At 73.5% G+C, this 24,032-nt stretch carries 22 protein-coding genes; 7 read left to right on the top strand and 15 right to left on the bottom strand.

Going from position 1 to position 24,032, the window contains the following annotated elements:
• Window positions 1-3: 3 nt before the first annotated feature.
• The 3 genes from C4U03_RS00105 to C4U03_RS00095 form a co-directional block, all read right to left on the bottom strand.
• Window positions 4-2,142, bottom strand: coding sequence for a SpoIIE family protein phosphatase (locus C4U03_RS00105; protein WP_235017516.1), 2,139 nt, complete (start codon window positions 2,140-2,142; stop codon window positions 4-6).
• 133 nt (window positions 2,143-2,275) lie between these two features.
• On the bottom strand, window positions 2,276-2,872 hold the full coding sequence (locus tag C4U03_RS00100; protein ID WP_103935522.1) for a TetR/AcrR family transcriptional regulator: 597 nt from the start codon (window positions 2,870-2,872) through the stop codon (window positions 2,276-2,278).
• A gap of 35 nt (window positions 2,873-2,907) precedes the next feature.
• The gene (locus C4U03_RS00095; protein ID WP_103935521.1) at window positions 2,908-4,497 is read right to left on the bottom strand and encodes an MFS transporter; all 1,590 of its coding nucleotides are present in this window, start codon (window positions 4,495-4,497) and stop codon (window positions 2,908-2,910) included.
• Between the two features lie 247 nt (window positions 4,498-4,744).
• On the opposite strand from C4U03_RS00095, the gene panB reads away from it, so the two are divergent.
• The gene (gene panB, locus C4U03_RS00090) at window positions 4,745-5,611 is read left to right on the top strand and encodes a 3-methyl-2-oxobutanoate hydroxymethyltransferase (protein ID WP_103935520.1); all 867 of its coding nucleotides are present in this window, start codon (window positions 4,745-4,747) and stop codon (window positions 5,609-5,611) included.
• On the opposite strand, the gene C4U03_RS00085 is transcribed toward panB, so the two are convergent.
• On the bottom strand, window positions 5,602-6,693 hold the full coding sequence (locus tag C4U03_RS00085) for a potassium channel family protein (protein ID WP_103935519.1): 1,092 nt from the start codon (window positions 6,691-6,693) through the stop codon (window positions 5,602-5,604). The two genes, panB and C4U03_RS00085, sit on opposite strands and share 10 nt — an antisense overlap.
• A 68-nt stretch (window positions 6,694-6,761) precedes the next feature.
• Complete coding sequence (gene npdG, locus C4U03_RS00080; RefSeq protein ID WP_103935518.1) at window positions 6,762-7,442, bottom strand: NADPH-dependent F420 reductase; 681 nt, start codon at window positions 7,440-7,442, stop codon at window positions 6,762-6,764.
• 90 nt (window positions 7,443-7,532) lie between these two features.
• Here npdG and C4U03_RS00075 point away from each other — a divergent pair, with 90 nt between their 5' ends.
• Window positions 7,533-8,120, top strand: coding sequence for a hypothetical protein (locus C4U03_RS00075; protein ID WP_200826940.1), 588 nt, complete (start codon window positions 7,533-7,535; stop codon window positions 8,118-8,120).
• A gap of 25 nt (window positions 8,121-8,145) precedes the next feature.
• Window positions 8,146-8,805, top strand: coding sequence for a cyclase family protein (locus tag C4U03_RS00070; RefSeq protein WP_103935516.1), 660 nt, complete (start codon window positions 8,146-8,148; stop codon window positions 8,803-8,805).
• A gap of 91 nt (window positions 8,806-8,896) precedes the next feature.
• On the opposite strand, the gene C4U03_RS40250 is transcribed toward C4U03_RS00070, so the two are convergent.
• Window positions 8,897-9,073, bottom strand: a complete 177-nt coding sequence (locus tag C4U03_RS40250) for a hypothetical protein (RefSeq protein WP_160146878.1) — start codon at window positions 9,071-9,073, stop codon at window positions 8,897-8,899.
• A 69-nt stretch (window positions 9,074-9,142) separates the two neighbouring features.
• Here C4U03_RS40250 and map point away from each other — a divergent pair, with 69 nt between their 5' ends.
• The 3 genes from map to C4U03_RS00055 all read left to right on the top strand — a co-directional run bounded on the left by map (window position 9,143) and on the right by C4U03_RS00055 (window position 11,860).
• Window positions 9,143-9,991, top strand: coding sequence for a type I methionyl aminopeptidase (map, locus tag C4U03_RS00065; protein WP_103935515.1), 849 nt, complete (start codon window positions 9,143-9,145; stop codon window positions 9,989-9,991).
• Window positions 9,992-10,051: 60 nt separating this feature from the next.
• The gene (locus tag C4U03_RS00060; protein WP_103935514.1) at window positions 10,052-10,744 is read left to right on the top strand and encodes a ComEA family DNA-binding protein; all 693 of its coding nucleotides are present in this window, start codon (window positions 10,052-10,054) and stop codon (window positions 10,742-10,744) included.
• Between the two features lie 399 nt (window positions 10,745-11,143).
• Window positions 11,144-11,860: a metal-dependent hydrolase gene (locus C4U03_RS00055; protein WP_200826939.1), complete on the top strand. Its 717-nt coding sequence runs from the start codon at window positions 11,144-11,146 to the stop codon at window positions 11,858-11,860.
• A gap of 79 nt (window positions 11,861-11,939) precedes the next feature.
• Here the strand turns inward: C4U03_RS00055 and C4U03_RS00050 are convergent, their stop codons facing one another.
• Window positions 11,940-12,974, bottom strand: a complete 1,035-nt coding sequence (locus C4U03_RS00050; protein ID WP_103935513.1) for a baeRF3 domain-containing protein — start codon at window positions 12,972-12,974, stop codon at window positions 11,940-11,942.
• A gap of 162 nt (window positions 12,975-13,136) precedes the next feature.
• Here C4U03_RS00050 and C4U03_RS00045 point away from each other — a divergent pair, with 162 nt between their 5' ends.
• The gene (locus C4U03_RS00045) at window positions 13,137-14,315 is read left to right on the top strand and encodes a S1C family serine protease (RefSeq protein WP_235017514.1); all 1,179 of its coding nucleotides are present in this window, start codon (window positions 13,137-13,139) and stop codon (window positions 14,313-14,315) included.
• A 75-nt stretch (window positions 14,316-14,390) separates the two neighbouring features.
• On the opposite strand, the gene C4U03_RS00040 is transcribed toward C4U03_RS00045, so the two are convergent.
• The 8 genes from C4U03_RS00040 to C4U03_RS00005 all read right to left on the bottom strand — a co-directional run.
• On the bottom strand, window positions 14,391-16,112 hold the full coding sequence (locus C4U03_RS00040; RefSeq protein WP_103935511.1) for a class I adenylate-forming enzyme family protein: 1,722 nt from the start codon (window positions 16,110-16,112) through the stop codon (window positions 14,391-14,393).
• 125 nt (window positions 16,113-16,237) lie between these two features.
• A complete protein-coding gene (locus tag C4U03_RS00035) occupies window positions 16,238-16,783 on the bottom strand; it encodes a retropepsin-like aspartic protease (protein ID WP_160146877.1) in 546 nt (181 codons plus the stop codon).
• Window positions 16,784-16,981: 198 nt separating this feature from the next.
• Window positions 16,982-17,920 (bottom strand): LLM class F420-dependent oxidoreductase, encoded by a 939-nt coding sequence (locus tag C4U03_RS00030; RefSeq protein ID WP_103935509.1) that lies wholly within the window; start codon window positions 17,918-17,920, stop codon window positions 16,982-16,984.
• A gap of 99 nt (window positions 17,921-18,019) precedes the next feature.
• Window positions 18,020-18,667, bottom strand: a complete 648-nt coding sequence (locus C4U03_RS00025; protein WP_103935508.1) for a response regulator — start codon at window positions 18,665-18,667, stop codon at window positions 18,020-18,022.
• An 8-nt stretch (window positions 18,668-18,675) separates the two neighbouring features.
• On the bottom strand, window positions 18,676-19,968 hold the full coding sequence (locus C4U03_RS00020) for a sensor histidine kinase (RefSeq protein ID WP_235017513.1): 1,293 nt from the start codon (window positions 19,966-19,968) through the stop codon (window positions 18,676-18,678).
• Between the two features lie 60 nt (window positions 19,969-20,028).
• Complete coding sequence (locus tag C4U03_RS00015; protein ID WP_146087245.1) at window positions 20,029-22,236, bottom strand: bifunctional copper resistance protein CopD/cytochrome c oxidase assembly protein; 2,208 nt, start codon at window positions 22,234-22,236, stop codon at window positions 20,029-20,031.
• A gap of 4 nt (window positions 22,237-22,240) precedes the next feature.
• Window positions 22,241-22,822: a copper resistance CopC family protein gene (locus C4U03_RS00010; RefSeq protein ID WP_103935507.1), complete on the bottom strand. Its 582-nt coding sequence runs from the start codon at window positions 22,820-22,822 to the stop codon at window positions 22,241-22,243.
• Between the two features lie 140 nt (window positions 22,823-22,962).
• Window positions 22,963-24,032, bottom strand: a 1,070-nt coding sequence (locus tag C4U03_RS00005) for a DUF5685 family protein (protein WP_103936232.1), incomplete at its 5' end; no start/stop codon positions are given.

Below are 24,032 nucleotides of genomic sequence, written 5' to 3'. Positions count from 1 at the left end.
CGGTCAGCCGCGGTGGTGGTTCTCCCCCGGCCAGGCCTGGACGGGCTCGAAGGAGTCGGGGTCGATGCCGGGGATGGTCTGCTCGCACCACACGACCTTGCCGGCGGCGGTGCGGCGGGTGCCCCAGCGGTGCGCGAGCTGGCTGACCACCAGCAGGCCCCGGCCGTTCTCGTCGTCGTCGGCGGCGTACCGCAGGCGGGGCAGCGCGGCGGAGCGGTCCAGAACCTCGCACACCAGCGTTCGTTCCCGCAGCAGCCGCAGCCCGATCGGGCCGGTCGCGTACCGCAGCGCGTTGGTGATCAGCTCGGAGGCCAGCAGCTCGGTGGTGTAGGACAGCTCGTCCAGCTCCCAGCGGCCGAGCTGGGTGCGTACCAGCCCCCGAGCGCGGCGGACGGCGGCCGGGTCGGCCGGCAGCGTCCAAGAGGCCCGCTGGTCGGCGGGCATCCGCCGCAGCCGGGCGATGAGGACAGCGATGTCGTCGCGGTAGTGGTCGGCGTACACCCCGTCCAGGGTGGCCTTGGCCAGGTCCTCCATCGGGCGGGTGGCGGTGTCGGGGCCGAAGATGCCGCGCAGCCGCGACAGGCCGTCGTCGATGTCGCGGCCCCGGTTCTCCACCAGGCCGTCGGTGTAGATGACGAAGACGCTGCCGTCCTCCACCTCGAACACCCGGCTGCCGATCGTGCCGCCGGCCACGCCCAGCGGCGGGGCGGGCGGCACGTCCAGGTACTCGTTGGTGCCGTCGGGCCGCACCAGCAGCGGCGGCAGGTGCCCGGCCGAGGCGATCTCCAGAGTGCCGGCGCCCGCGTCGTAGATCGCGTACACGCAGGTGGCGAAGTGCGGCTCCTGCTCGCCGAGCTCGATCATCAGCTCGTGCAGGACGTGCAGCGCGTCGGCCGGCGCGAACTCCAGGTTGGCCAGGGTGTGCAGGGCGGTGCGCAGCCGTCCCATGGTGACCGCGGCGCGCACCCCGTGCCCGGCCACGTCCCCGACGATGAGGGCCACCCGGGCGCCGGGCAGCGCGATCGACTCGTACCAGTCGCCGCCCACCTCGACCAGCTTGCTGCCGGGCAGGTAACGGTGCCGCACCTCCACCGACGCCGGCGCCGACAGCCGGTTGGGCAGCAGGCTGCGCTGCAGGGTGAGGGCGGTGGCACGTTCCCGGCTGAAGCGGCGGGCGTTGTCCAGGACGATGGCGGCGCGGGTGGCGAACTCCATGCCGATCTCGACGTCGTAGGCGTCGAAGCGGCGGAACCCCGGCACCCGGGTGCACACCAGCAGGCCCAGCAGGGTGTCGCGGGCGATCAGCGGCAGCAGCACCATCGACACGCCGGTCAGCAGCTCGGCCACCGGAGGCCGCCGCCAGATCCGGGCGATCTCGGCGGCCTGCTCGGCGTCGACCTGCGGCAGGTGGACCGGCCGGGCGGTGGCCAGGCACTGGCGGTAGGGGGTGCCCTCCGGGTAGACCAGCACCTCGCCCTGCGGGAAGGTGGCCGGCCACATGCCGTTGCCGTCGTCGGAGATCACCGCCAGCCGGCGCAGCGGCGCCGGGCCGGACTCGCCGTGCACCTCGTCGGCGGCGACCAGGCTCTCCAGCACCAGCACGGTGGCGGTGGTGCAGAAGTGCGGCACGATCACGTCCGCCAGTTCCTTGGCGGTCTGGTCCAGGTCCAGCGAGGCGCCGAAGCGGGTCAGCGGGTCGTCCAGCAGCGCGCGCCGCATCCGCGCCGGGTCCTGGAAGCGCTCGCTGGGCGGCAGCGCCACCCGGATGTGCAGCAGCGCCGCGGCCGCCGGGGCGGCCCCGGCGGCCTGGCCGGCGGCCACCATGGGCTGCGCGGTGACGACGGCGTCGGCGGTGGTCTCGTCGGCGCGGCGCACGGTCAGCACGGCGGTGCGCTCGTGGCCGTCGGCGACCGCCTCCAGCAGGGCGTCGAGCCCTTCCTTGGCCTCGTCGGCCACCAGCGAGCCGGTGAACCTGCCGAGCAGCTCCTCGGGCTGGTACCGCAGCACCGCCGGGGCGTTACGGCCGCACTGGACCACCTGCCCGGACCTGTCGATCCCGAGGACCAGGGTCCGCGAGTCCGAGTCGGCGGGCGCGGCGCCTGGCTGCGCGCTCGCGGTCCGGGGTGGCGGCAAGTCTGTCACCTCGCGCTCCTGCTCCCGACAACCTGTCGTGCGACGACTTTCTGGCGCTCAGTATGGGGCATGGCGGCCTTCTGGGGGAGAAGATCGCGATGGAAGGCGATCCGGCGTCGCGGGTCGTCGCGGGACGAAAGGGTCAGGTCGCGATGCCGTGCAGCAGGGCGTCGACGGCCTGCTCGGCGAAGTCGTCGGGCAGCGTCTTCAGCGGGGCCGGCGCCCTGGCCTGCAGGGTCATCGAGCCGACCAGCATCGCGATGACCATCTCGCAGTCCAGGTCGCCGCGTAGTTCCCCGGTTCGCATCCCCCGGCGCAGCACCGTCCGGATGACCTCGCGGCGCGGCTCGATGACCTCCCGGCGGTAGCGGTCCAACAGCTCGGGATACCTGTCGGCGCCGCCCAGCAGGTTCCAGTGGCAGCGGCTGTGCTTGCCGGCCTGCTCGTGGCCGATGGCGCGGGCCAGGGCGACCAGGTCCTCGCGCACCGACTGGCCGGACAGCTCGGGGATCGGCTGCTTAAGAGTGGCCAGCGCGTCGACGATCAGCTTCTCCTTGTTGGGCCAGCGCCGGTAGATGGTGGTCTTGCCGACCCCGGCCCGCGCGGCCACCGCCTCCATCGAGACCGCGGCCACCCCCGCCTCCTCGGCGAGCAGGTCAACGGTGGCCTCCAGGATCGCCTTCTCGGCCCGTGCGCTGCGCGGCCGTCCGGGCCTGGCGGGCACATCGGCCCGGGTCATCGCCGTCTCCCTCCCATCGGTGCCGCCGCCAGCCGTCACAGCCGCTGGCGGACCCGCCGGGGCCCGCTGTCGGCGAGCGGAGGCTCGGGCGCAGCACGCCCCGGCATCCACCTGAGCACCAGCATGGCACCGACGAACGCGACGATCGCCGATCCCACCGCGGCGACGTGCATGCCGTGCACGAACGCCGTGTGCGCGGGCCCGACGAGACCCTCCCCGGCCGGGCCCAGCCGGGCGGCGACCGCCAGCGTGCCCTCGATGGACTCGCCGGCCGCGTGCCGGACCCCCTCGGGCAGACTCTCGGGCAGCCGGGCCAGCAGGTCGCGCATGTCGCCGCGGTAGACCGAGGCGACCAGCGAGCCGAGCACGGCCACGCCCATCGCGACCGCGACCTGCCGGGCGGTGTTGTTGATCGCCGATCCGGCGCCGGCCTTCTCGCGGGGCAGCGCCGACATGACCGACTCGGTGGCCGGCGGCATCACGTTGGCCATGCCCGACCCCTGGACGAAGGCGACGACGCCGAACACCCACAGCGGGCTGCTCTCGTCGCACAGTTGGTAGCCGGCCATCGCCAGCGTCACCAGCAGCATCCCGGTGGTGCAGACCGCCTTGGCCCCGTACCGCCGCACCATGGCCGCGCTGCGCGGGGAGAAGATCAGCTGCGCCGCCGCGAACGGCAGCATCATCAGGCCCGCCTGCAGGGGGCTCAGGCCCCGGACGGACTGCAGGTAGAACGAGCCGAAGAAGAACACCCCGGAGGTGGCGAAGAAGCAGAAGGCGATGGAGCCGACCGCCACCGACAGCCGGGGATCCCGGAACAGCCGCACGTCGAAGGCGGGATGGTCGGAGCGGGCCTCGTGCCACACGAACAGGGCGATCACCGCCAGCCCGGCGGCGACGGGCCCGAGCACCATCGGCTCCAGCCAGGAGCCGCCCCGGCCGCCCTCGATGATCCCGTACGACAGGGCGACCAGGCCAACGACCGACAGCAGCACCCCGAGGGGGTCGATCCGGCCCGGACGCGGGTTGCGGGACTCGGGGACCAGCAGCAGCATCGCGATGGTGCCGACCGTCACGATCGGCACGTTGACCAGGAACACCGAGCCCCACCAGAAGTGGTCCAGCAGCAGGCCGCCGGTGACCGGGCCGATCGCCACGGCCAGCCCGACCGCCCCGGACCAGATCCCGATGGCCCGGCCGCGCTCGCCCGGGTCGAAGACGTTGGTGATGATCGACAGGGTCTGCGGCATGATCGCCGCGCCGCCCAGGCCCATCAGCGCCCGGGCCGCGACCAGCTGCTCGGGACTGCGCGAGTAGGCCGAGGCCAGCGAGGCCAGCCCGAAGACCACCATGCCCGCCACCAGCACCCGCTTGCGGCCCAGCCGGTCACCGACCACCCCGAAGGTGAACAGCAGCCCGGCGAACACCAGCGTGTAGGAGTCGATGGCCCACTGCAGCTCGCTCTGGGTGGCGCCCAAGCCCTGCCGCGGGTCGGCGATGGTGCGCAGCGCAACGTTGAGGATGGTGTTGTCCAGGACGACCACCAGCAGGCTGAAGACCAGCACGCCGAGGATCGCCCAGCGGCGGGGGTGCCCCGCCTGCTCGACGGGGGGATGCGGTTGCACGCTTCTCCTTCGGGCCGCGGGAATGGGCCGGCGATGTGTCCGTGTTCCGTGCCCGGGGGCCGGACATCGGACTCCCTTCCAACGATACGCAACCGTATCGTTTCGTATTGGCGGGAGGGTCATCCACCGGTCACCGCTGGGGCATCTTTCGGGAATGTCCGGGGGTACCGGATCCGTTTTGTCCGTGGGATCATCGATTCCGTCCGGGTACGCCACCGTGGCGCCTCGAGACCGGAGGTTGTTTGCCATGTCTTCTGCCGTCTCCAGCCCCGCCCAGTCAGGCCAGTCGACCGCGCTCTACGGCGGCAAGGCCGGTACCGACCGGCGGGTCACCGTACGCGACATCGCCGCCGCCAAGCAGCGCGGCGAGAAGTGGCCGATGCTGACCGCCTACGACGCCATGACGGCGCGCGTGTTCGACGAGGCGGGCATCCCCGTCCTGCTGGTCGGCGACTCGGCCGCCATGGTGGTGTACGGCTACGACTCCACCATCCCGGTGACCGTCGAGGACCTGATCCCGCTGACCGCCGCCGTGGTGCGCGGCTCGCGCCGGGCGATGGTCGTGGCCGACCTGCCGTTCGGCTCCTACCAGGCCAGCGTCCAGGAGGGGCTGGCCACCGCGGTGCGCTTCCTGAAGGAGACCGGCGCGCACGCGGTCAAGCTGGAGGGCGGGCGCCGGGTCCTGCCCCAGGCCGAGGCGATGGTCGCCGCGGGCATCCCGGTGATGGGCCACCTCGGCCTCACCCCGCAGTCGGTGAACGTGTTCGGCGGCTACCGGGTGCAGGGCCGTGGAGAGGCCGGCGAGCAGCTGATGGCCGACGCCAAGGCCCTGGAGGCGGCCGGCGCCTTCGCCGTGGTCCTGGAATGCGTGCCCGGCGAGCTGGCTGCCCGGGTGACCGCCTCGCTGTCCATCCCCACGATCGGCATCGGCGCCGGGGACGCCTGCGACGCCCAGGTGCTGGTCTGGCAGGACATGGCCGGGCTGACCCCGCGCACCGCCAAGTTCGTCAAGAAGTACGCCGACGTGGCCACCGTGCTCGGCGACGCGGCCCGCGCGTTCGCCGCGGAGGTCTGCGAGGGCAGCTTCCCCGCCCCCGAGCACTCCTACCGCTGACCGCCGGCCGGCGGGCGGGAGCCGCGCCCCCGCCCGCCGGTCAGCGCACGCCCTTGGGCGGCCCGGGGCCTGCCGGCGCGGACCACGACGAGTCGGTCCCCCTCGATGAGCCGTGCGCAGGCGGGATCGCTGTAGGGCAGCATGCGGCCGTCCCGGACGACCGCGATGGCGGGCTCGGCCACCGCGCCGATCGGCCCGCCCGTCTCCGCGGCGGTGACCTCCCGTTCCACCAGGTCCATCCCGGTGCCCTGCTCCAGCAGGTCCTCCATGATCTCGCTCACGTGGGGCTGGGTGGTGGTGATGCCCAGCAGCCGGCCCGCCGCCTCCGAGGAGGTGATGACGTGGTCGGCGCCGCTCTGCAGGAGCAGCGGGGCGTTCTCCGACTCGCGCACCGCCGCGTGGATGCCCACCTTGGGGTTGAGCTGCCGGGCGGTCAGCGTGATCAGCACCGCGGTGTCGTCGCGGTGGGCGGCGATCACGATCTCGCGGGCCCGGTCCGCCTCCGCCCGCAGCAGCACCTTGCTGCGGGTGGCGTCGCCCACCACCCCGGCCAGGCCAGCCCCGGTCGCCTCGGCGATCTTCGCCGGGTCCGGATCCACCACGACGATCGATTCCGGGGACTCGCCCGCCCCCAGCAGCGTCCGGATGGCGCTGCGGCCCTTGGTGCCGTACCCGGCGACCACGATGTGGTCGTGCATCCGCTCCCTCCAACGGGACAGCCGCCAGTCCGTGCGGGTCCGCTCGGCCAGCACCTCCAGGGTGGTGCCGATCAGGACGATCAGGAACAGCACCCGCGCGGGCGTGATGAACACGACGTTGACCAGGCGCGCCACATGGCTGACCGGGACGATGTCCCCGTACCCGGTCGTCGACATGGTGACGGTGGCGTAGTAGAAGGCGTCCAGCAGGCCCATCGACCCGTCGATGTCCCGGTAGCCGCTGCGGTCCAGGTAGACGGCGGTCCCGACCGCCAGCACCAGCGCCAGGGCGATGCCGAGCCGGTGCAGCACGGCGCGCAGGGGCCCCACCTTGGCCGAGGGCAGCAGCACCCGCGGCTCACGTGCGGACACCTCGTCGAACACGCTGCGATACTACGCCGACCTGGGCATACGTGCCTCCCCGGACCGGGTCGCCGGCCCGGGGAGACGGGTCACACGTCCGTGATCCGCAGGCCCGCGTGGGCCTTGTAGCGGCGGTTGATGGAGATCAGGTTGGCGGTGAACGCCTCGACCTGGTGGGCGTTGCGCAGCCGGCCGCCGTAGACGCCGCGCATCCCCCCGATCCGCCCGGCCAGGGCCTGCACCAGGTCGGTGGCCTCCCGGTCGTCGCCCAGCACCAGCACGTCCAACTCCATCTCCTCGACCTCGGGGTCGAGCAGCAGCTTGGCCGACACGTGGTGGAAGGCGGCCACCACCCGGCTGTCGGGGAGCACCGCCGCCGCCTGCTCGGCCGCGCTGCCCTCCTCGACGGGCAGCGCGAACGCCCCCCGCTTGTCGAAGCCCAGCGGGTTCACGCAGTCGATGACGATCTTGCCCGCCAGTTCCGCGCGCAGCGACTCCAGCAGGTCCTTGTGCCCCTCCCAGGGCACCGCGACGATCACCACGTCGGGCTCGGCGGCGGCGACGGCGTTGTCCGCGCCGCGCACCGACAGGCCCAGGTCGTCGGCGGCCTGCTGGGCCCGCTCGGCCCGGCGGGACCCGATGGTCACCTGGTGCCCGGCCAGCGCGAACCGCCGGGCCAGCCCCTTGCCCTGGTCGCCGGTGCCGCCCAGGATGCCGAGGGAGAGCCCGGCGACGTCCGGGAGGTCGTAGGGCGTCTTCTGCTCACTCATGGCCCGATCCTCCCAAAGCGCCCCCGGCGGCCGCGCGGCGGCTCCGCCGTTCGCGCCCGCGCCCGCCGCCGCTGCGGCACGATGGACTCCGTGGACGCAGACCAGGTCGCGATGCTGCGCGAGGTCCTCTCCGCCACCGGCTGGCTGGAGCGGACCGGGGAGTTCGCGCGCGCGCTGCGCGGGTCCGCCCGCGAGCCCGGGGGTCTGCTACTGGTGGGCACCCCCACCGGCGAGCCCTGGCACATGGCGGCCCATCTGGACGACGAGAGCCGCCTCAACCACATCCCCGAGCTGTCCCCCACGCTGGTGCGCTGGTCTCCCCCGCCGCAGGCGCCGCCCCATCTGCGCGTGGGCCTGGAACGGCTGGAGGCGGTCAGGCGCGGCGAGGCGCTGTTCGTGGTGGCCGAGGACAAGGCGCCCGTCCCGCTGCTGGAACGGGTGGACGACGCGCGCCGCACCGGCGCGACGATCCTCACCCTCGACGGCGGCGACCGGGAGCTGTCCGGCCTGGCCCACGAGGCGCTGGTCGTGCCGCCACGCGAGCGCCTGCTGTCGTTCGACGGCGCCCAGCACCTGGTCAGCGCCGCGGCCGGCGCGCCGCCGCAGCGCCGTCACGGGCTGCGCGACCGGCTGGCCCGCCTGCTGGACAGGGTCAGCGGCCCGGTGACCGACGACTGATCGACGCCTGGGCGACACTGGGCGCATGACCTTCATCGAGCTGAGCCACCGCGTCACCGCGGGCATGGTGACCTACCCCGGCCTCCCCGGGCCGCGCATCACCGACCACGTCTCCCGGGCGCAGACCGCCGAGCGGTTCGGGCCGGACATCGCGTTCCAGATCGGCGAGATCACCCTGGTCTCCAACACCGGCACCTATGTGGACACCCCGTTCCACTGGTACGCCGACGGCACCGACCTGAGCGAGTTCCCGCTGGAACGGCTGGCCGACCTGCCCGGCGTGGTGGTGCGGCCGCGGCCCGGGCACCGCGCGCTGGACGCCGCCGACCTGGCGGGCGTGGACGTCGCGGGCCGGGCGGTGCTGGTCGCCACCGGCTGGAGCCGGCACTTCGGCACCGAGCGGTACGGCGCGCCCGACCACCCGCACCTCACCCGGGCGGCGGTGGACGCGCTGATCGGCGCGGGCGCCGCGCTGGTGGGCATCGACTCGGTGAACATCGACGACATGGCCGACAAGAGCCGGCCCGCGCACACCGGCCTGCTGGCGGCCGGTGTCCCGATCGTCGAGCACCTGCGCGGGCTGGAGGAGCTGCCGCCCGACGGCTTCCGGTTCACCGCCGTGCCGCCGCCGATCGCTGGGATGGGCACGTTCCCTGTCCGTGCGTACGCGGTGGTCGGCCGCTGAACCGGGCCGGGCGACCGTGACGCCCGGCCCGGCGTCGTGCGGGAGCCCGGCCGGCGATCACGGCCGGGCTCGGGGGGTGGTCGTTCCGGGATCAGTCCTCGTCCTGGGCGTTCCACGCCTCGTTGCGCCGGCGGGCCAGCTCCAGCGCCCCGGCGGCCTCGGACTCCGTCCGGTAGGGACCCATCCGGTCCTTGTTCGCACAGCCCGCGCCGTGCTCCACGCGCATGTGCCTGAGGCAGAACCACCAGTCGTCGTCGGAGTTCTTCACCCGATACCTCCCGATAGAGGGGTTGTGCCGACAGTCGTGCCCGCAGCGGGGCAACTACACTCCAGTGGCATGACGACCCAACTCCGGCCAGGACGCGTCTCGCCCATGCGCAAGGTACCCGCGCACATCACCCGCCCGGAGTACGTCGGGAAGAAACGCCCCCGCACCGGCGAGCCGGACGTCAAGTCCCCCGAGATGATCGAGCGGATGCGGGTGGCCGGCCGGATCGCCGCGCAGGCGCTGGAGGAGGTCGGCAGGCACGTACGGCCCGGCGTCACCACCGACGAGCTCGACCGCATCGGGCACGAGTTCCTGCTCGACCACGGGGCCTACCCGTCCACGCTGGGCTACCGGGGCTTCCCCAAGTCGCTGTGCACCTCCATCAACGAGGTGATCTGCCACGGCATCCCCGACGACACCGTGCTGCGCGACGGTGACATCGTCAACATCGACATCACCGCCTACATCGACGGCGTGCACGGCGACACCGACGCCACCTATCTGTGCGGCACGGTGGACGAGGAGTCCCGGCTGCTGGTCGAGCGGACCCGGGAGGCGATGATGCGCGGCATCCGCGCGGTCGCCCCGGGCCGGGCCGTCAACGTGATCGGCCGGGTGATCGAGGCGTACGCGCGCCGGTTCGGCTACGGGGTGGTGCGCGACTTCACCGGGCACGGCATCGGCACCACCTTCCACTCCGGGCTGATCATCCCGCACTACGACGACCCGAACGCCACCACCGTGATGCAGCCGGGGATGACGTTCACCATCGAGCCGATGCTCACCCTCGGCACGATCGACTACGACATCTGGCAGGACGGCTGGACGGTGGTCACCAAGGACCGCAGGCGCACCGCCCAGTTCGAGCACACGATCGTGGTCACCGAGGACGGTCACGAAATCCTCACTCTTCCCTGACCGCCCCGGCGGGTAGGAGATCGGAAAACCCAGTTCCCCTCGGCACGGGAGCCGCCACGGATGACCCCTCCAGTTCCGTACGGGCCCCGGGTGCCCTCCGACGGCATGTCGCCGGGACGGGCGGCGCTCAGCGTCACCTGGGCGGCGCTGCCGTTCCTGACGCTGGGCTGGGCCACCCCGTTCGTGTTCGCGGGCGCGGCCATCTGGCGCCGCACCGGCCATCTGATGATCGCCTCGGTGATTTACCTGGGCCTGTTCGCGCTGCAGACGGTGCTGCTGCCCGACATCGACACCGACCCCGGTGCCGAACGGCTGTACGGGGCCTGCCTGCTCACCCAGACGGTGGTGGGCTGCTTCCACGCGTTCCTGGTGCGGCGCCGGGTGTTCGACCCCGAGGGGACGGGCGGCGTGGCCGGCAACGCGGCGGCGATCGGGCTGGTGCGACGGCAGCGGCTGCTGCGGGCCAAAGCCCGCGAGCTGGCCGCCACCGACCCCGCCATGGCCAAGGAGCTGCGCATCGGCCGGCCGGACCTGCCCCGCCGCTACGACGACGGCGGGCTGATCGACGTCAATCACGCCCCGGCCGGGGTGCTGGCCATGCTGCCCGGCATCACCGACGAGTTGGCCCGCCGGATCGAGAAGGTGCGCGGCGAGACCGGCGGCTTCCTGTCCGCCGAGGAGCTGTCCACGCTGGCCGCGCTACCGCCCGCGCTGACCACCGACCTCGCCGAGTACGGCGTCTTCCTGCCCTGACTGCCCTGAGCCCACCGTGCGTACGGACGCCGCCCTCCCGGCCCACCGACTCGCCCACCGACCGATCCGGACCGAAGGCCGAGCCGGTGGCCAAGCCGAAGGCCGGGCCGGAGACCGAGCCGAAAGCCGAGCCGAAGGCTGGATCGGAGACCGGGTCGGCGCGGCGGGGCCGGCCGTTTGCAGTGCTTCCGGGGCGGCCGGATTCCCGGGCATGGGGGCGCCCGGGCCGGGTGCCTCGTGCGGCGGGCCGGCGGTGGGCGGCCCGGCCCCGGCGTCCCGGGCGGCCGGGCGGGGCAGGCCTGGCACATGTCGGACATGGCCGGTTCCGGCGCGCCGCCGCCGGTGGGGACACCTGGCCGGTTACAGTCCGGCCGTGATGATCATTTGGGTGGACCTGCCATGATGGGGCGCACGCACGCCCTCAGCGGCGCGGTGGCATGGCTGGGAGCGGTTCCCTTCCTGTCCCAGGAGCGGCTGCTGGGCGACTTCGCGGTCACGCTGTCGCCGGCCCAGGTGCTGGCGGGCACGGTGGTGTGCGCGGGCGCAGCGCTGCTGCCGGACGTCGATCACCACAACGGCCGGATCGCCAACACCATGGGGCCCGTCAGCAAGGGGTTCTGCAAGTGGGTCGGCAAGATCTCCGGGGGGCACCGGCAGGCCACCCACTCGATCCTGTTCGCCGTCGGCGTCGGCCTGGCCATGGACCTGCTGGCCACCCACTTCGTGTACGGGTGGTGGGCGGCGCTGTTCGTCACCGTCGGGTTCGGGCTGCGCGGTATCGGCCTGGACTTCGAAAAGCACGAGGTCTGGTCGTCGGTGGCCGACTGCGCGGTGGCCGCGCTGGCCGTCTGGCTGATGCGCGACCTCGACATGAGCTTCGTGGGCTACGCCGTCACCCTGGGCTGCCTGGCGCACGTGGCCGGGGACTGCCTGACCCCGCGCGGCTGTCCGGTGTTCTGGCCCGCCAAGTGGCGGGTGGACATCCCGCTGGTGCCGCGTACGGACGGCAAGGTGGAACGCTGGGTGATCGCGCCCGCCCTGACCTTGGGCGCGGTGATCCTCGCCGTGCGCTCGGTGCTCGGGGACGAGGCCGTCCGCTGGCTCAACTCGGGCTGACGGCGGGCTTGGAGCACGGCGAGGAGGCGTCGGGTACCTCCTCGCCGTGAATGGGGCGGTGGGAAAAAGTCTGTGGCGGTCAATACCGCACGACGAGGGCGATGCGGTCGTGGTCGACCAGGAAGCCGTCGGAGACGAAGGTGACCTCGCCGCCGTACGCCAGCACGGTCTCGATGACGCCGTCCACCGCGTCGCCGACGACACCGGCGTGCGGTGAGCCGTCCACCCGGTCCGGGCGGCTCCTGGCGGGCCCGGCGGCGGCGTAGTAGCCACGCTCGACCACCAGATGGGCGCCGCGCCCCTCCTCAGCCAGCCGTGCCACCTCCGCCAGCCCGGCGGCGTACCGCCGCAGGCCGCGGGCGGCCTCCAACTCCGACAGGACCGAGACCTCGCGCAGGTCCTCGTAAGCCCCCAGCACCGAGCGGGCCAGCTCGGCCAGGTCGCCGGCGGAGGTCTGGGCGTGGTCGCCGTCGATCCGGCCGGCCAGCACGATCGACCCGCGGGCGGCTCGTTCGAAGCGCGCCTGGTCGCGGGTGACGCCGGCGACAATGACCGGACGCGGGTCGCGGCCGTTCACCACGCCGAGCGCGGCGGCGGCCTCGGGGCCGAGCCGAGTGGCGCGGTCGGCGGCGCCGGCCGGCAGGCCGAGCGGGAAGCCCGCCGCGGCGACCTCGGTGAGCTCGTCGGCCCGGCCGTCCCACAGGCGGGTGACGTCCGACAGCACCAGCAGCCAGTAGCGGGTGCTGCGGGTGTGGGCGGCCACCAGATCGCGGGTGGCGAACGTGTGGTCGATCACCACGCGCTCCTCCACCGGCTGGTCCAGCAGGAAGGCATGGTGCTCCCCGTCCGGCGCCGCGAACAGGACCAGCCCGTCGCCGGCGTGACCGAGGTCGACCTGGGCGACGGCCCGCTGTAGCCCGTGCACCACCTCCCGCGCGGTGCCGGGCGAGACGCGGGCGTCCGCCTCCAGCCGACGGCGCACCCTGGTGAGCAGGGCGCGCAACCGGGCCGGGTCCTGCCGGTCGGCGGGCGCGTGCCGGTGGGTGGAGGTCATCACCGAGACGGCCGGGAACGCACGCGGTTTACGGAGCTCGGACAGGGTGACGGCGTCCATGATCCCCCGATCGGATGGGTTCCCTGGCGTCACCTTTCTAACGAATCGCAGGTAAACGACGCGTAAGAGCAGGTCACCGATCGTGGCCCGGCGGGCGCCGCGCCCGTCCCCGCACCCGGTTAAGCCCCACCTGACGGGGACAACCATGGCGGGAGGTGGGGCATGAACGCCGGACTTCAGGCGGGGTCGAAGATGAACGCCGCACTTCAGGCGGGACCGGAGATGAACGCCGCACTTCAGGCGGGACCGAAGACGGACGCCGGGCTCCACGGCGGGTTGAAGGTCGCGGGAAGGGCCGGGGCGGCGGTGCTGCTCGCGCTGGGCCTGGCCGCCGGATGCAGCGCACCGCAGTCGCAGCAGCGCGGCGTCGGGAGCACCGGCACGGCAACGGTGGCCGTCGACCAGGACGCCGCCGGGCTGGAACAGCAGTACGAGAAGGTCGTCAGGGCCGTGCTGCCCTCGGTGGTGCAGATCGACACCGGCAAGTCCGAGGGTTCCGGTGTGGTCTACGACGCCAGCGGCCACATCGTCACCAACGCCCACGTGGTCGCCGGGGCCGACCGGATCCGGGTCGTGCCGGCCAGCGGGGGCCGGCCGATGTCCGCCTCCCTGGTGGGCTCGTTCGCCGCCGACGACCTGGCGGTGGTCAAGGTGGACGGCGGCAGGCTGCCGCCGGCCAAGTTCGGCGACTCGGCCAGGCTGCGCGTCGGCCAGATCGTGCTGGCGATGGGCAATCCGCTCGGCCTGTCCGGCAGCGCCACCGACGGCATCGTCTCGGCGACCGGGCGCAGCGTCACCACCGCCCCGGAGGGCGACTTCCCCGGGTCGACCATCGCCCAGGCCATCCAGACCAGCGCGCCGATCAACCCGGGCAACAGCGGCGGCGCGCTGGTGACGCTGGCCGGCGAGGTGATCGGCATCCCCACCGCGGCCGCCAACAACCCGCAGGGCGGGGCCGCGCCCGGCATCGGCTTCGCCACCCCCAGCGCCACCGTCAAGAACATCGTCCCGCAGCTGATCAAGGAGGGCAGGGTCGGCAACTCCGGCCGGGCGGCCCTCGGTGTCACCGTCCGCACGGTGCTCGACCTGCGGACCGGGCGGCCCGCGGGGGTGGAGGTCGTCTCGGTGAGCGAGAACGGGGGCGCCGCCAAGGCGGGCATCAGGCCCGGTGACATCATCGTCGCCGTCAACGGCACCCCGACACCCGACCAGGCCCAGCTGTCCCAGGTGCTGGCCCGGCTCGCGCCGGGGAACGTGGCCAGGGTGGACATCACGCAGGGGTCCGCCGACGGCGCCCGCAGGACCGTCGACGTCACCCTGGGCCAGCTCCCCGGCGGCTGAGCCGCTCGGGCGGCCACGGCGGGAACCGTCCGCTCCTCCCCGAACACCCCGGGCCGTTCGGGAGGAGCGGGGCCGCTACAGGCGGTCGCGCAGCTCCCGCTTGAGGACCTTGCCCGCCGCCGACACCGGGATCTCGTCGACGAAGACGACCCCGCGCAGCTTCTTGTAGGGGACGACCTTCTCGTTGACGTAGGCCATCAGCTCGTCCTCGGTGACCCCGCCGGAGCTCACCACGAACGCGGTCGGCAGCTCGCCGGCCTGCGGGTCTGGGCGGCCCACCACGGCGGCGCCGGTCACCGCGGGATGGGTGAAGAGGATCTCCTCCAGCTCGCGCGGGTAGACGTTGTAGCCGTTGTAGATCAGCATGTCCTTCTTGCGGTCGACGATGGACAGGTAGCCGTCCTCGTCGATGATTCCGATGTCGCCGGTGCGCAGCCAGCCGTCCTCGCCGAGCACCGCGGCGGTCTCCTCGGGACGGTTGAGGTAGCCGACCATGACCTGGGGCCCCTTGATGCAGACCTCCCCTTCCTGCCCGGCGGGCAGGCCCGGGGTGGCGTCGTCGACCCGCTCGGCGTCGGCGGGCACCACCTTGACCTGCGTGTCGAAGACGGGGACGCCGACCGTGCCGAGCTTGCGCTCACCGGAGCGGTGGGAGGGGTTGGCGGTGGCGCCCATGGTGACCTCGGACAGCCCGTAGGCCTCGACGACGACGGCGTCGGGGAACTTGTCCTGCAGCCTGCCCAGCATCTCGACGGCCAGGGGGGCGGCGCCGGAGGAGATGACGCGCACCGCCGACAGGTCGCGCGACTCGAAGGACGGGTCGGCCATCAGCGCCGAGAACAGCGCGGGGGCGCCGCCGAGGGTGGTGGCGCGGAACTTCTCCATGTCGGCCAGGAAGGCGGGGACGTCCAGGCGCGGGTGGGCGACCACGGTGGCGCCCTGCAGCACGGGGACGTTGAGGTAGCCGATGGTGCCCATGGCGTGGAACCAGGGCGCGACGTTGACGATGGTGCCGGTACCGAGGCGGACGGGGTACTCCTCCTCGGAGCCGACCTGGTCCAGGACGAGCCCGCCCTCCTCGTCGCGCGCCGGGACCGAGCCGCCGTTCCAGCAGGCGTAGTGCAGCGTGTTGGTGACCACCTTCCGGTGGGTGATCATCACGCCTTTGGAGCGGCCGGTGGTGCCGCCGGTGTAGGCGATGTGCGCCAGGTCCACGCCCGGGTCGATGTCCACCTGCGGGAAGTCGTCCGGCTGTCCCTCCCCGACCGCGGCGAAGTCCACGCCGCACTCGGCGAACGCGCCCTCGCACAGCCCGGCCAGGTCCACCGGCCCGCCCAGCAGCGGCGCCACGATCACCGTGCGGACCTTGGTGCGTTCCAGCACCTGGGCCAGCGGGGCGGCGACGAAGTCCAGCGTCACCACCGCCACGGCGCCGCAGTCGTCGAGCTGGAAGGCCAGGTCGTCGGGCGGCAGCAACGGGTTGCACGGGGAGAACGTGGCGCCCGCCAGCAGCGTGCCGTAGTAGGCGATGGGGAACTGCAGAATGTTCGGCAGGTGCAGGGCGACCACGTCGCCGTGGCCCACGCCCCTGGCCCGCAACCCGTGTGCGAACCTGGCGGCCTGCGCGGCCAGTTCGGTGTACGACAGGTCCTGGCCGGCGTAGTGGAACGCCGTCCGGTCGCCCCAGCGGCGGGCCGCGCCGGCGAGGATGGTCCCCACCGGAACGTCGGGGTAGTCCAGAGAGCGTGGCAGACCGGCCGGCCAGTGTGCGGGATCCACCGGAGACGTCGCGCCCATCGTCGTCCTTTCGGGAGGTTGCTGGCGTGAGGCTGCTCACACAGCCACAGGGCCAATAGAATCGCGTTCGGATCATGCGGCGCAAGAGTTCGCCCATGTCGGCCGGGCCGGAGCCGCCTGGCCGTTCAGCGTGCCCGCAGCACCAGCCGCTGCCGCCGGAAGTCCACCGTGACGGCTCCGAAACGGCGCAGTTCGTCCGAGCCCAGCAGCCCGGCCACCCGGTCGTCGCCGATGTCGGTGACGGTCAGCCGCCGCCCGCGCAGCGGCCGCCCGCCCAGCGTCCAGTCCGCCAGCTTGACCACCGGGACCACCGCGCTGCCGGTCACCCCGGTCACCCGCGCGGTCTCGCCGGTGCGGGGCAGCCCGAGCCAGCCCACCAACCTGCGGTCGACGGTCGAGGTGGAGGCGCCGGTGTCGAGGATGAACTCGAACGGCCCGCGCCCGTTGACCCGCAGCGGCACCAGCACCAGCGTGGCGCCGTCTTCGACGATCACCCGCAGCCGTACCGCGAAGCCGTCCGCCCCCGCCCGGGGGTCGGCGATCGGCTCGGCCACCGGCTCCACCCGCGAGGCCGCCAGGCCCGGCACCCGCACCTCGCATCCGGCCAGCCCCAGCACCAGGCCGACCGCCGTCACCCCGGCGAGCACCGGGGCCGTCCCGCGTCCCTGCACCCTCTCACCACCCCCACCGCCCGGCCCGATGTCAGGCGGTACGGGACGGCACCGGCCGCGGGTTCAGCCGACGGCGCGGACGATCCTCATCGGCGGCATGATCGAGGCGTTCCCGCCGGAGGCCAGGCCCCCGGCTCCGTCACCCAGAGCAGGCTGCCCGCACCGGCCGGCACGTGAGGCTCCGGGCCGCAGACCGCCTCACCGCAGGCGCTCGATGACCGAACCGAACGTCTCCATGTAGGGGCCGTGCACGGTGATGTAGGAGAACCCGAAGCGCTCGCGCCGCTCCACCAGTTGCCCGGCCATCTGCTCGTACGTGCCGATCAGCAGGAACGGCGTCTCCAGGATCTCCTCGGGGGTCAGGAACGGCAGCCGTTCGGCCGACAGCCGCTCGGCCGCCGCACGCCGGTCATCGGTCACCACCACGGCCTGGATCAGGATGCTCGCCTCGGCCTCGTCGGCCCGCTCCCCCATCAGTCCGCGCACGAACTCCACCCGCTCGCCGGCCTCGGCGGCGGTGCCGATCCGGAACGTGCCGGGCGGCTCGCCCTTGAGCTGGTAGACCCCGGCGTAGGCGATGATGTCGGCGTGCCGGGCCGCCAGCCGCAGCACCCGGTCGCCGGTGCCGCCGATCAGCAGCGGCGGTCCCGACCCGTCGAAGCCCCGCCGCTGCACGGGCCGCAGCTCCGCCAGGCCGTATTCGGCGTCCCGGGCCGCGTGCTGCTCGTAGCCGGGGCCGCCGAACAGCCGCCCGAGCTCCTCGATCGTCTCCGCCAGCCGGTCCGTCCGGGCGCCGAACGGCTCCCAGGGCAGCCCGGCGGCCTCGAACTCCCACTTCATGTGGCCCGCGCCCAGGCCGAGCTCGACCCGCCCGCCGGTGAGCCGGTCGGCGGTGGCGACCTCCCTGGCCAGCAGGTGCGGGTTCCAGAACGGAACGTTGAGCACCAACGTGCCGACCCGCAGCCGTTCGGTCGCCTCGGCCGCCGCCACCATCGTCGGGAAGGGGGCGGGCCCGCCCAGATGGTCGGGAACCAGCGCCACGTCGTAGCCGAGGCGCTCGGCCGTGCGGCAGCGGGCGACGAAGTCCTCCCGCGGGGGAACGTCGAAGAAGTTGAACCCGAATCGGAAATCTCGCATGCCGCCTACCCTTCCTCCCGCGACCGCCGCGCGTCAGCGGTGTACGCCGGTGGCGAATCCGCTCAGCGCGCAGCCCGGAGCCCTTGACGCCGGCCCGCGTCAGCCCGGCGCAATGAACCCGGTCTCGTAGGCGAGGATCACCGCCTGGGTGCGGTCGCGGGCCTGCAGCTTGGCCAGCACGTTGCCGACATGGGTCTTGACCGTCTGCGGACTGACGAACAGCTCCCGGGCGATCTCGGCGTTGGAACGCCCCTTCGCCACCAGGCGCAGCACGTCCGCCTCCCGCTCGGTGAGCCGCCGGTGCCAGTCGGCCCCGTTCCCGGCGGGCCGGGCGTGCTCGGCGGCCAGCGCCCGGATCGCGGCCGGGAACAGCAGGGTGTCGCCGTGCGCCACCATCCGGATCGCCTGCAGGATCTCCTCGGGACGGGTCCGCTTGAGCAGGAACCCGCTGGCCCCGGCCCGCAGCGCGTCGTAGACGTACTCGTCGTTCTCGAAGGTGGTCACGACCACGACCTTGGGCGGGGCGGCGCCCGCCAGCAGGCTCCGGGTCGCCTGGATGCCGTCCAGCCGCGGCATCCGCACATCCATCAGGACCACGTCGGGGCGCAGCCGGGCCACCTGGCCGGGGACCTCGGCCCCGTCGGAGGCCTCGCCGACCACCCGCAGGTCCGGCTCGGCGTCGATGATCGCCCGCAGCCCGGCCCTGATCAGCCGCTCGTCGTCCACCACCAGCACGTCGATGCCCATCTCCCCGCTCACCCGCCCGACCGCAGCGGCAGCGAGACGTACAGCCGCCACGTCCGGCCCTCGCGGCCCGCCCGCATCCGCCCGCGCAGCACGGTGACCCGCTCGCGGATGCCGGGTAGCCCGCGGCCGCCGCCCGTGCGCCGCCCGGGGCGGCCGGCCGCGGCGTCGTTCAGGGGGTTGCTCATCTCCACCTCCAGCCGGTCGTCGCCGGCCTCGATCCGCAGCCGTACGGGCACCCTTCCGGCGTGCCGCAGCGCGTTGGTCAGCCCTTCCTGGACGATCCGGTACGCCTCCCGGGACACCACGGCGGGCACCCGGTCGAGCCCGCCGCCGACCCGCGCGTCCAGCCGCACCCCCGCCAGCCGGGTCTTGTCCAGCAGCCCGTCCAGATCGGCCAGCGTGGCCTGCGGGGCCCTGCCGTGGGCCTCCTCACGCAGCAGCCCGAGAACGTGGTCCAGGTCCGCCAGGGCGCTGCGGGCCGACTCCTCGATCGCGCTCAGGGCCCGGCGGGCGAAGTCAGGATCGCGTTCCAGCACCCGTCCGGCCGCGGCGGCCTGCAGCGTGACGACGCTCAGCGCGTGCCCGACCGAGTCGTGCAGTTCCCGGGCCAGCCGGTTGCGCTCGGCCAGCCGGTCGGCCCGCCGCTCGGCCTCGGCCAGCCGCTCGGCCGGCGAGGGGCCCAGGAAGGCCGGCGCCAGCCCGGCCGCCAGCAGCCCGGTCGCCGCGATCACGCCCAGCAGCGCGACCGTCAGCGCCAGCCCCGCCCCGGGCGCCAGGGCCCGGGCGAGCCCGTCGTGGTACCCGCCCTGCGAGGACAGGACGTCGCCCTGGTCGATGAACGGGAACGCCGCCAGCAGCAGCGCCAGCGGGGGCACAGCCAGACTGAGCGCACTGACCAGCACGCCGACGTGGGTGTGCAGGAAGAACCAGCAGCCGGTGCGCAGCCTGGTGGGCCAGTCGGGGGACGGCTCCACCGGCCGCTCGCCGAGCCGTCCCCCGACCAGCTCACCGATCGCGGTCGCCTCCAGCACCCGCACCGCGGGGAGCAGCCCGGTGACGAAGGTGCCGGCGGCCGGCAGCGCCAGCGCCAGGACCAGCGCGATCACGTCGCGCAGCGGGCGGTCGGCGGGAACCGGGAGGAACGCGACGACGACCCAGCTCAGGAACCAATAGGGCATGAGCAGCGCCCCGCCCATGACCAGGTAGGCCCACCGCCGCCAGGTGAGCCTTTCGAGCAACAGCCGCCACAGCACGCCTCGATCCTGGCAGACGGCCCCGCCGCCGGCCTCCTCCCAGGGCACGGGCCCGCTCCCCCGCACGGGGGAGGGCGGCGCACCCTAGGAGGCCGGGAGGCCGGGAGGCTAGGTGGCGTCCTCCCCCACCGGCTCGGCGCCCTCCGCCTCATCGGCGGCTCCGGCGCTCCCGGCCTTCTCGGCGGCCCCGGACTTCTGGGCGTCGGACTTCTCGGCCGTCCCGGTCTTCTCGGCCGTCCCGGCGGTCCCGGGCTTCCCGCTCCCTGCCTTCTTCGCGGCGGTCTTCTTCCCGGCGGTCTTCTTCGCCGCGGCGCGCTCGGCCTCGGTCTGCTCGTCGTGCCGGGCCAGGGCGGCCAGCCGGGCGTTGTACTCGGCCAGTTCGTCGTTCTCGTGGCGGGCGGCCGCCCGGTCGGCCTGACGGTCCTTGCGGCGGGCGGTGCGCTCGTCGTCCAGGAACCACTGTCCGACCAGGGCCACCAGCACGATGATCGTGGGGATCTCACCGAAGCCCCAGGCGATGGCGCCACCGGTGTGCTGGTCGGTCAGCACTGAGGTGGCCCACTGCGGGTGCACCGCCCGGTACCAGCCGTCGGCGATCGGCTCGCCCAGGTTCATCAGCGCGATCCCGAAGAAGGCGTGGAAGGGCATGGTGGCGAACAGCACCACCAGCTTGGCCACGTGGGGCAGCCGGCGCGGCGCCGGGTCCACGCCGATCAGCACCCAGAAGAACAGCGTCCCGGCCGCCAGGAAGTGGACCTCCATCGCGATGTGCCCGAGATGGTTGCGCATCGCGTTCTGGAACAGCGGCGTGAAGTAGAGCGCGAACATGCTCACCACGAAGATCGCCGCGGCCACCACCGGATGGGTGAGCACCGACACGTACCGGCTGTGCAGCAGGATCGTGATCCACTCGCGGGGGCCACGGTCGCCGCGGATCCGGGCGGGCCGCAGCGCGCGCAGCGCCAGCGTCACCGGGGCACCCAGCACCAGGAAGATCGGCGTCAGCATGCCCAGCGTCATGTGCTGCACCATGTGCATGCTGAACAGCACCGGCGCGTACCGCGACAGCCCGGACTGGGTGACCAGCACGATGGTCAGCAGGCCGATGAACCAGGCGACGGTGCGCCCGATCGGCCAGCGGTCGCCGCGCGAGCGCAGCCGGGCCAGTCCCGCCAGGTACAGGCCGCCCAGCACCACCACCAGCAGCGCGAAGAAGAAGTCCAACTTCCACAGCGTCACGACGTTGCCCAGGGTGATCTGCGGCGGCATCGGGTAGCCGAGCAGCACCTGGACCGCGTCCTCCTCCAGGGCGGGCGCGGGCGGGGCGGTGCGGGCCAGCGCCACCGCCAGCCCCATCACCGCGGCCATCACCGCCACCTCCACCGAGGCCAGCCGGGCGAACGCGTGCGGCCGCCGGTCGGCCAGGGCGGGCAGCGTACGGCGGCGGTGCCACCAGCCGAACCAGCCCAGCACCCCGAACAACACGATCTTGCCCAGGGCCAGCCGGCCGTAGTCGCTGGTCACCAGGTCGGCCGGGTCCGGCAGCCGGGACACCACGTTGGCGATCCCGCTGACCCCCACCGCGACGTAGCACCACAGCGCCATCCGGCTGTAGCGGTCGGCCATCACCTCCAGCCGCCCGCCGCCGGTCAGCGCGTGCCGGCCGAGCATCGCCAGGCCGCCCACCCAGGGCGCCACGGCGGCCACGTGCAGCGCCAGCCCGGTGACGGCCACCGAGTGGTTGGCGGCCGAGGCCGCGTGACCGGTCAGCGGCGGCGGCAGCAGGGCGATCCCGGCCAGCGCCAGCAGGGCCAACGCGCCGCCCGGCGTGGCGGTGGTCCGCGCCAGCAACGCGACCACCACCGCCATCAGAATCACCAGCAGCAACGCAGTGCCCTGCGGAAGGTCGCCCACATAGCCGCTGAGCCGGTCGCCGGTGAGGATCAGGTCCACCGGCTCGCCGAGCACGTCGGAGACGGTGAACACCAGCGTGGCCGCCGCGGCGGCGGCCCAGCCGGCGGCCAGCCAGGACGAGGCCCGCAGATAGGCGGTGGCGTCGCCGGACAGCCGGCCCTTGCCCCCGGTGACGTCCAGCGGCAGCAGCAGCGTCGCAGCCAGCAGCGCGCCCACGGTCAGCGCGGCGGTCAGGTCCATGACCACCCGGGCGGCCGGAAGCCCCCAGCGGGTGAACTCACCCGCATCGGCGAGCCCCGGGATGACCTCCTCAGAGGCCGCCCCGCCGACGATGAGGGCCACCGCCAGCGTGCCGGCGGCGGCCGCCGTGGCGATCGCGGCGGCGCGGGTCACCTGCACCATCGCCCTACTCACCGGAGGACGGTCCCTTGCGCAGGAACACCAGCCCGAAGCCGATGCCCAGGCCGAGCAGCAGTCCGCTGCCGATCATCAGCCACCTGGCCCCGCCGCCGGAGTCCTCCTTGTCGGCGACCGGCGCGGTGACCGCCATGCCGCCCGCGGCGGGCAGTGCGCCCTCCCTGGACGGCGTGGCCTGCCCGGACGGTGACGGGCCGGACGGCGCGGCGACGGTGAACTTCAGCGGGTCCTCGCTCTGGATCGGGTGCCCGTCCTCGCCGACCACCCGCCACACCACCGTGTAGGCGCCGGCGGGCAGCGGGCCGGTCAGCGGCTGGGTGACGGTGCGCTCGTCCAGCCGGGCCTCACCGCTCTGGTAGGACGTGCCGGCGGCGTCCTTGACCAGCACCTTGGCGTTGCGGATACGGTCGCTGAAGACCAGCGACACCTGGTCGACCCGCTCGGCCCGCGCGTCCTGGGCCGGTGAGCTGCTCACCAGCCGGGTGTGCGCGGAGGCGGGCGCGGCGAACGCCACTCCCAGGGCCAGCAGGACCGCGGCGAGCGCGGCGAGGCGCGCCATTGAAGTGATCATGATGAGAGCGTCGCTGGTCTCCGTGTGCAGGGACAGGGGCGCTCTCTACCATATTGAGGTTTGCCCTCACCCCGGCACCCGGTGGCCCGGGGAGCCTCGGCCGCACGGCCGGATCGGCCGCCGGCGCCGGTGACGGCCGGTCAGCAGTCGCAGCAATCGCAAGAGTCGCAGCACTCGCAGCAGTTTCCGTTGCGGGTGCACCAGCAGCGGCCACTGCAGGACTTGTCCCGGTACTTGCTCCACTTCGGCTGGTAGAGGCCGCAGGTGCAGCCGACGAGGGTGTCGGCGAAGCACGGAATGGGGAATCCGGGGCGCCGCGGACGGCCGTGCCCGCCACCGAAGCCGCCGAAGCCACCGCCTCCGCCGCTCCAGTCGCCGCCGCCGGGCGAGCCCGGCCCCATGGGCGTGTGCGGCGGGTGTCCGGCCGGGTGGCCCGGCTGCCGTCCGTACGGGTCCTGGTAAGAAGGCCCATAGGGCCCCTGAGGGCCGGGGCCGTGCGAGCCTGGAGGGCCACCGGGGTAGGCGGCGAAGACCCGGTCGACCGAACGCCCTATCTCGCGGTCGAGCAGGGCCTTGACCAGGCGCCGGTCCTCCAGGTCGAGGTCGGCGATGGCCAGGCGCAGACCGTGCAGGGCGTCCTCGCAGTACCGGCGGGCCTCGGCCAGATCAGTCCCGGTGGCCAGCAGCGGGTTGTAGACACCGCGGGCCCGGTCCTCTTCCAAGTCCTCGACGGCGTCGATCAGATGGGCCAGACGACCGAAGAACCGTCCCGCCTCCCCCAACGCCTCGACGTTGTGCGGCTTACCCGCCAAAACAGCCGTGTGCGCGAACGCCGCCGCCACCGCCGTCTCCGTCGGCTCGGTCAACTCCAGCAGCCCCAACCCCCCGACCGCCTCCAACCGGGCCTGCCGCTCTACCGCCTTCCTCAGCACACTGGCATCAAAGCCCAGCGCCGAGCCGGTACGCGCCCCGGCAGCATCCCACCGATCCGCCATATGGCCCGCGCCCACCGCCACCAGCTTCCGGCCATACGCCTTGTCACGATCCACGATGTGATCACGAGTCTTGGCCGCCGCCAGCAACAACGACACCGCCGCCGCCAACCGCGCACCCTCGGACCTGGCATCCACCACATCCGCCGACCGCATCCCACGCAACGCACACGGACCCGCCTTACGATGCGGAGAACGCTCCGGATTCTGCGCCTCGG

The sequence above is a fragment of the Thermomonospora echinospora genome (assembly GCF_900108175.1).
In the GTDB taxonomy this organism is placed as follows: domain Bacteria; phylum Actinomycetota; class Actinomycetes; order Streptosporangiales; family Streptosporangiaceae; genus Thermomonospora; species Thermomonospora echinospora.
This window is presented reverse-complemented; position numbering and strand designations above follow the sequence as displayed.

Excerpts from the sequence above, each read along its gene's own strand:
- npdG (WP_103935518.1), bottom strand. The coding sequence starts at position 7,442 with ATGAGTGAGCAGAAGACGCCCTACGACCTCCCGGACGTCGCCGGGCTC.
- C4U03_RS00025 (WP_103935508.1), bottom strand. The coding sequence starts at position 18,667 with ATGGGCATCGACGTGCTGGTGGTGGACGACGAGCGGCTGATCAGGGCC.
- C4U03_RS00100 (WP_103935522.1), bottom strand. The coding sequence starts at position 2,872 with ATGACCCGGGCCGATGTGCCCGCCAGGCCCGGACGGCCGCGCAGCGCA.
- C4U03_RS00060 (WP_103935514.1), top strand. The coding sequence starts at position 10,052 with ATGACCCCTCCAGTTCCGTACGGGCCCCGGGTGCCCTCCGACGGCATG.
- C4U03_RS00010 (WP_103935507.1), bottom strand. The coding sequence starts at position 22,822 with ATGATCACTTCAATGGCGCGCCTCGCCGCGCTCGCCGCGGTCCTGCTG.
- C4U03_RS00050 (WP_103935513.1), bottom strand. The coding sequence starts at position 12,974 with ATGGACGCCGTCACCCTGTCCGAGCTCCGTAAACCGCGTGCGTTCCCG.
- panB (WP_103935520.1), top strand. The coding sequence starts at position 4,745 with ATGTCTTCTGCCGTCTCCAGCCCCGCCCAGTCAGGCCAGTCGACCGCG.
- C4U03_RS00055 (WP_200826939.1), top strand. The coding sequence starts at position 11,144 with ATGATGGGGCGCACGCACGCCCTCAGCGGCGCGGTGGCATGGCTGGGA.
- map (WP_103935515.1), top strand. The coding sequence starts at position 9,143 with ATGACGACCCAACTCCGGCCAGGACGCGTCTCGCCCATGCGCAAGGTA.
- C4U03_RS00015 (WP_146087245.1), bottom strand. The coding sequence starts at position 22,236 with ATGGTGCAGGTGACCCGCGCCGCCGCGATCGCCACGGCGGCCGCCGCC.
- C4U03_RS00030 (WP_103935509.1), bottom strand. The coding sequence starts at position 17,920 with ATGCGAGATTTCCGATTCGGGTTCAACTTCTTCGACGTTCCCCCGCGG.
- C4U03_RS00070 (WP_103935516.1), top strand. The coding sequence starts at position 8,146 with ATGACCTTCATCGAGCTGAGCCACCGCGTCACCGCGGGCATGGTGACC.
- C4U03_RS00040 (WP_103935511.1), bottom strand. The coding sequence starts at position 16,112 with ATGGGCGCGACGTCTCCGGTGGATCCCGCACACTGGCCGGCCGGTCTG.
- C4U03_RS00045 (WP_235017514.1), top strand. The coding sequence starts at position 13,137 with ATGAACGCCGGACTTCAGGCGGGGTCGAAGATGAACGCCGCACTTCAG.